This window comes from Ideonella azotifigens, from assembly GCF_006519715.1.
In the GTDB taxonomy this organism is placed as follows: Bacteria; Pseudomonadota; Gammaproteobacteria; order Burkholderiales; family Burkholderiaceae_C; genus Ideonella; species Ideonella azotifigens.
The window spans coordinates 1-5,565 of sequence record NZ_VIDT01000363.1 but is presented as its reverse complement, the minus strand read 5'-3'; the positions used below and the strand labels follow the sequence as shown (position 1 = coordinate 5,565).

Sequence of the window (5,565 nt, the reverse complement as noted above, 5' to 3'; positions counted from 1 at the left end):
GCGACCTGTGGTTCGACCAGGCCCCTGCCGCGCCGCTGGCCGCGCGCTGGCCCGAAGGCACGGTCTACATGGGCTCGTTCTCCAAGGTGCTGGCGCCCGGCCTGCGCCTGGGCTACGTGGTGTCGCCCGCCGCGCTCACACCCAAGCTGCTGCAGGCCAAGCAGGCGGCCGACCTGCACACGCCGAGCTTCAACCAGCGCATGGTGTTCGAGGTGATCCGCAACGGCTTCCTGGACCAGCACATCCCGACCATCCGCGCCCGCTACAAGACCCAGCGCGACACCATGGCCCAGGCCCTGACCGAACACATGCCGGCCGGAACCGAATGGGCCGCGCCGCAAGGCGGCATGTTCTTCTGGCTGCGCCTGCCGGCAGGCTGCAACGCGATGGCGCTGCTGCCCAAGGCCGTCGCCGCCGGCGTGGCCTTCGTGCCGGGCGAGCCGTTCTACGCACATGCGCCGGACACGCGCACGATGCGCCTGTCCTTCGTGACGCTGACGCCCGACGAGATCCGCTACGCGGTGGCGACGCTGGGCGGCGTGCTGAAGAAGCACCTGTTCGAGGACCTGGCACAGGAAACGCCATGAGCGAAGCGGGTCAGTCCAGGCAGTTCAGCCAGCTCGACGTCTTCACCGACACACCGCTGCGGGGCAACCCCCTGGCCGTGGTGCACGACGCCGACGGACTGAGCGACGCACAGATGGCAGCCTTCGCGCGCTGGACCAATCTCAGCGAAACCACCTTTCTGCTGCCGCCCACGCAGCCGGGCGCCGACTATCGCGTGCGCATCTTCACGCCGGGTGGCGAGCTGCCTTTCGCCGGCCATCCGACGCTGGGCAGCTGCCATGCCTGGCTGCGTGCCGGCGGCCAGCCCCGGCAGGCAACCGAGGTGGTGCAGCAGTGTGCGCTGGGCCTGGTGAGCATTCGCCGAGACGGCACGCGCCTGGCCTTTGCCGCGCCGCCTTCCAAGCGCAGCGAGGTGGACGCCGGGCTGCTCAGCGAAGTGCTGCAGGCCCTGGCGCTGCCGGCCGATGAACTGGTAGCCGCGCAGTGGCTGGACAACGGCCCGCGTTGGCTGGGCCTGCAAACCCGCAGCGCCGCACGCCTGCTGGCGCTGACGCCCGACCATGCCCGCCTGAAGCCTCTGGCGAAGGCGGGCCTGATCGCCCCGCAGCCCGCCGGCACCGACACCACCTTCGAAGTGCGCGCCTTCGCCGCCGCTATCGGCGTGAACGAAGACCCGGTCACCGGTAGCCTGAACGCCAGCCTGGCGCAATGGTTGATGGACAGCGGCGCGGCGCCTGCGAGCTACGTGGTTTCACAAGGCACGGCCATGGGCCGCATGGGGCGGGTCTACCTGCAACGCGAGGGCGAGACGGTGTGGGTGGGCGGCGACGTGGCTGGCTGCATCGAGGGCCAGGTGCGGCTTTGATGTGAGCGGCAGGGCTGTGGCAGCATGCTGGCCATGCACATCCGCCCACACCCCCTGCTCGCGGCGTTCGCCGCCGCGTCCCTCGCCGCTGGCGCCCACGCAGCGCCGGTGCGCTATGAGATCGACCCTTCGCACACCTACCCCAGCTTCGAGGCCGATCACCTGAACGGCCTGTCGGTCTGGCGCGGCAAGCTCAACAGCAGCGCCGGCGAGATCACGCTGGACAAGGAAGCCGGCACCGGCACTGTGACGGTGCGCATGGACGCCGAAAGCCTGGACTTCGGGCTGGACGCGATGAACAAGGCAGCGCGCGGCGACATGCTGTTCGACACCGCCAAATACCCCAGCATCACCTACGTGGGCAAACTGGTGAAGTTCGTCAATGGCGCGCCCACCGCGGTCGAAGGCGAGCTGCGCCTGCATGGCGTGGCCCGACCGGTGGCACTGGTGATCAACAGCTTCAAGTGCATGCCGCACCCGATGTTCAAGCGCGAGGTGTGCGGTGCCGACGCGCTGGCGGTGATCCAGCGCGACGAGTTCGGCATGGCCGCGGGCAAGGACTACGGCTTCAAGATGGACGTGACGCTGCGCATCCAGATCGAAGCGATCCAGGCACCGTGACACTGAAGGGCGTGGCATGGGGACTGGCCGTGGCCAGCCTGTCCCAGGGCAGCCTGGCCGCAACGCAGCGCTACGCGCTGGACCCGGCCCGCACGCAGGCCAGTGTCGAGGCCGATGCGGGCCTGTCGATGGTCGAAGGCCAGCTTGCGCGCAGCACAGGCGAAGTGCTGCTGGACCGCGAGGCCGGGCAAGGCCAGGTGGCGGTGTGCCTGCCGGCAGACAGCCTTGACTTCGGCCTGTCGATGCTGAACGACCTGGCCCGCGGGCCGATGGCCTTCGACGCGGCCCGCTTTCCCGAGATTCGCTATCAGGGTCGGCTGGTGGATTTCATCGGCGGTGTGCCCGGCGCAGTCGAAGGCGAGCTGCAGATGCATGGCGTGACGCGCCCGCTGCGGCTTGCCATCCAGTCCTTTCGCTGCGGGCCGGACGACACGCTGCAACGCGAGGCCTGCAGCGCCAGCGCAGTGGGCACGCTGCAGCGCGACGAGTTCGGCATCGACATCGGGAAGGACCTGGGCCTGCGCATGGCGGTGACCTTGCAGGTGCGGATCGTTGCCGTGGCGGTGCCCGCGGACATGGCGCCTGAGGTGATGCCACCGCCGACGGGGCCTTCAGCGGATGGCGTCCCACAGTAGCTTGCCGCCGGTCAGCGCCATGCCGATGTTGAACAGGCGGTAGAACCAGACCTGGTTGATGCGCCGCACGACGTGCAGGCCCAGCCACACGCCCAGCGGCGCAAACGGCGCCAGCGTCAGCGAGGTCCACAGGTTGCGCGTGTCGATCAGGCCGAGGAAGGCATAGGGAATCCACTTCGACAGGTTCACCGCGGCGAAGAAGACCGCCATGGTCGCCGTGAACTTGATCGGCGAGAGCCGCAGCGGCAGCACGTAGAAGCTGACCGGCGGGCCGCCCGCGTGGGCCACGAAGCTGGTGAAGCCGCTGACTGTGCCGAGCAGAAAGCCCAGCCAGCGCGGCGGTGGCGGTGCGTCTGCCTTTGGCGGGAAGACCAGGCGGATGGCCAGGAACAGCAGCGTGATCGCGCCGACGACGCCGGCCACCGTGTGGGCCGACAGCACGCCGAACAGCACCGTGCCGATCGCCGTGCCCAGCAGGCCGGCCGGCAGCAGCAGCTTGATCAGCCCACGGTCACACTCGCGCACCAGCGCGGCCAGGCCCATCACGTCCATCACCGCCAGCAGCGGCAGCATGATGGCCGCGGCCTGCGGCACCGGCACCACCAGCGCCAGCAGCGGCACCGCGAGCGCGCCGAAGCCTGCGCCAAAGCCGCTCTTGGACAGGCCCATCAGCACCACCGCAGGGATGGCGATGGCATAGAACGACCAACCGTGCGCGAACAGCTCGTTCACAGCACCTGGCAGGCTTCCTCGAAGCTCAGGCGCGGGTTGCGTGGGCGCACACCAGCCGGGTCGGCCTTGCCCAGCGTGCAGATGAAGTTGGTGCGCACCGTGGTGCCGGACCAGAAGGCGGCATCCACCGCGGCCGCGTTGAAGCCACCCATCGGGCCACAGTCCAGGCCCAGTGCGCGGGCTGCCAGCATCAGGTAGCCGCCTTGCAGACTGCTGTTGCGCAGCGCGGCGTCCGGCACCCGCGCCGGGTTGTCGATGAACATCTTGCGGAAGTCGACCTGCGGGTAGAGCCTGGGCAAGTGCTCGTAGAACGCCATGTCCATGCCGACGATGGCCGTCACCGGCGCCTGGCCGACCTTGGCCTGGTTGCCGCCCGGTGCCATGCAGGGCACCAGCTTCGCCCTTGCTTCGTCAGACGTGACGAAGATCAGCCGCATCGGCGAGCTGTTGGACGCCGTCGGACCCCACTTGGTCAGCTCATAGAGCTCGCGCAGCGTGGCTTCGGGCACCGGCGTGGGCAGGTAGGCGCTGGCGGTGCGGGCTTCGGTGAACAGCTGTTCCGTGGTGACATTCATGCGGTGCTCGGCGGTGGGAAGGCGAAGAAGCGACAATTCTCGGATGTTCCAGCCCTCCCAGCACGACGTACGCAACTTCTTCTGCCAGACCCTGGCCAAGCAGCGCAACGGGGAATTGCTCTCGCCCATCGAGACCCTGGCCGCCGGCTGGATCGCCGAGCACCCGGAGTACCACGCCGAGCTGGCCGACGTGGAAGCGGCGCTGGCCGCCGTCTACGACGTGGACGAGGGGCGCACCAACCCTTTCCTGCACCTGTCCATGCACCTGAGCATCAGCGAACAGGTTTCGATCGACCAGCCGCGCGGCATCCGCCAGGCGGTCGAACTGCTGGCCGCCAAGCGCAACTCGCTGCACGATGCGCAGCACGAGGTCATGGACTGCCTGGGCGAGATGCTGTGGGCCTCACAACGCAGCGGCCTGCCGCCGGACGGGCATGCGTACCTGGATGCGGTGCGGCGCCGCGCGACGCGCTGATCGGCCCCCGTTCGGGCTGATCCCACCTTCCGTTCGGGCTGAGCTTGTCGAAGCCTGCATAGGGCATGGTGGCTTGCGCCGCCTTCGACGAGCTCAGGGCGAACGGTTCAGTTCACGCAGGCGAACCCAAACCGAAGCCCTATCGTTTCGGCAACTTGTCCCCGGCCCACAGCTCATCCAATTGCTTGAAACCCCAGGTGACCGGGTTCTCGCGGCCGACGATCTTGTCGGTCGAGCGGGCCAGGTCCAGCAGTTGCGGGTTCAGTGGCATCTGGGACTTGGTCGAGAAGAAGACCTTGACCATCGGGGTCACCAGGGCTTTGGGGTTCTGGTCCACCACCACCGCCAGCTTGCCGCTCTGCAGCTTGACCAGCGAGCCCACCGGATAGATGCCCAGGCTCTTGACGAAGGCCTGGAAGATCTTGGGGTCGAAATGGCCCTGCCACGAAGCCATCTTGGCAATCGACTCGGCCGGGTCCCAGCCGGCCTTGTAAGGGCGGTTCGAGGTGATGGCGTCGTAGACGTCGCAGACCGAGCCCATGCGCGCCAGCAGGCTGATCTGCTCGCCTGGCAGCTTGTGCGGGTAGCCGGTGCCGTCCATGCGCTCGTGGTGGTGCAGGCAGACGTCCAGCGCGCCGGCACTCGCGCCCTTGGCCTCCAGCAGCATTTCATGGCCGCGGTCGGGGTGCGACTTCATCACGGTGAATTCTTCGTCGGTCAGCTTGCCGGGCTTGTTCAACACGTCCAGCGGCATTGCCGCCTTGCCCAGGTCGTGCAGCAGACCGGCCAGGCCTGCATCCCGGCAGCCAGCCTCGTCCAAGCCCAGTTCTCGGCCCAGCGACACCATCAGTGCGCAGACGGCCACCGAATGCATGTAGGTGTAGTCGTCCTGGGTCTTGAGCCGGGCCAGGCTGACCAGCGCGCCAGGGTTGCGGAACACCGAATCGGCAATGTCGTTGACCAACGGCAGGCACTGCTCGGCGTCCACGGCCTTGCCCAGCCGGGCTTCAGTGAACATCGACACGACACGCGCCCGGCCCTCCTTGTAGAGCGCCGCAGCCTGCGAGAGCTCGGTTTTCAGGTCGCGGTCCGGCT

General features: G+C 68.2%; 8 protein-coding genes. 5 read left to right on the top strand and 3 right to left on the bottom strand.

What is annotated here, in order from left to right:
• From FKP22_RS19425 to FKP22_RS19410, 4 genes are all read left to right on the top strand, one after another.
• On the top strand, window positions 1-587 hold a 587-nt coding region (locus tag FKP22_RS19425), incomplete at its 5' end, for an aminotransferase-like domain-containing protein (protein ID WP_141289355.1).
• On the top strand, window positions 584-1,432 hold the full coding sequence (locus tag FKP22_RS19420) for a PhzF family protein (RefSeq protein WP_141289354.1): 849 nt from the start codon (window positions 584-586) through the stop codon (window positions 1,430-1,432). The genes FKP22_RS19425 and FKP22_RS19420, both read left to right, overlap by 4 nt.
• A gap of 39 nt (window positions 1,433-1,471) precedes the next feature.
• Window positions 1,472-2,053 (top strand): YceI family protein, encoded by a 582-nt coding sequence (locus FKP22_RS19415; RefSeq protein WP_141289357.1) that lies wholly within the window; start codon window positions 1,472-1,474, stop codon window positions 2,051-2,053.
• Window positions 2,050-2,688, top strand: coding sequence for a YceI family protein (locus tag FKP22_RS19410; RefSeq protein ID WP_170200967.1), 639 nt, complete (start codon window positions 2,050-2,052; stop codon window positions 2,686-2,688). The genes FKP22_RS19415 and FKP22_RS19410 overlap by 4 nt, the downstream gene beginning before the upstream one ends.
• Here FKP22_RS19410 and FKP22_RS19405 read toward each other — a convergent pair.
• On the bottom strand, window positions 2,665-3,420 hold the full coding sequence (locus FKP22_RS19405) for a sulfite exporter TauE/SafE family protein (RefSeq protein WP_259372453.1): 756 nt from the start codon (window positions 3,418-3,420) through the stop codon (window positions 2,665-2,667). The genes FKP22_RS19410 and FKP22_RS19405 overlap by 24 nt on opposite strands.
• Window positions 3,417-3,995: a malonic semialdehyde reductase gene (locus FKP22_RS19400; RefSeq protein WP_141289352.1), complete on the bottom strand. Its 579-nt coding sequence runs from the start codon at window positions 3,993-3,995 to the stop codon at window positions 3,417-3,419. The genes FKP22_RS19405 and FKP22_RS19400 overlap by 4 nt, the downstream gene beginning before the upstream one ends.
• A 43-nt stretch (window positions 3,996-4,038) precedes the next feature.
• Here FKP22_RS19400 and FKP22_RS19395 point away from each other — a divergent pair, with 43 nt between their 5' ends.
• A complete protein-coding gene (locus FKP22_RS19395) occupies window positions 4,039-4,470 on the top strand; it encodes a DUF1841 family protein (protein ID WP_141289351.1) in 432 nt (143 codons plus the stop codon).
• Window positions 4,471-4,609: 139 nt separating this feature from the next.
• On the opposite strand, the gene FKP22_RS19390 is transcribed toward FKP22_RS19395, so the two are convergent.
• Window positions 4,610-5,565, bottom strand: a 956-nt coding sequence (locus tag FKP22_RS19390) for an HD-GYP domain-containing protein (protein WP_141289350.1), incomplete at its 5' end; no start/stop codon positions are given.

Coding starts and splice junctions, on each gene's coding strand:
- FKP22_RS19420 (WP_141289354.1), top strand. CDS start 584: ATGAGCGAAGCGGGTCAGTCCAGGCAGTTCAGCCAGCTCGACGTCTTC.
- FKP22_RS19400 (WP_141289352.1), bottom strand. CDS start 3,995: ATGAATGTCACCACGGAACAGCTGTTCACCGAAGCCCGCACCGCCAGC.
- FKP22_RS19395 (WP_141289351.1), top strand. CDS start 4,039: ATGTTCCAGCCCTCCCAGCACGACGTACGCAACTTCTTCTGCCAGACC.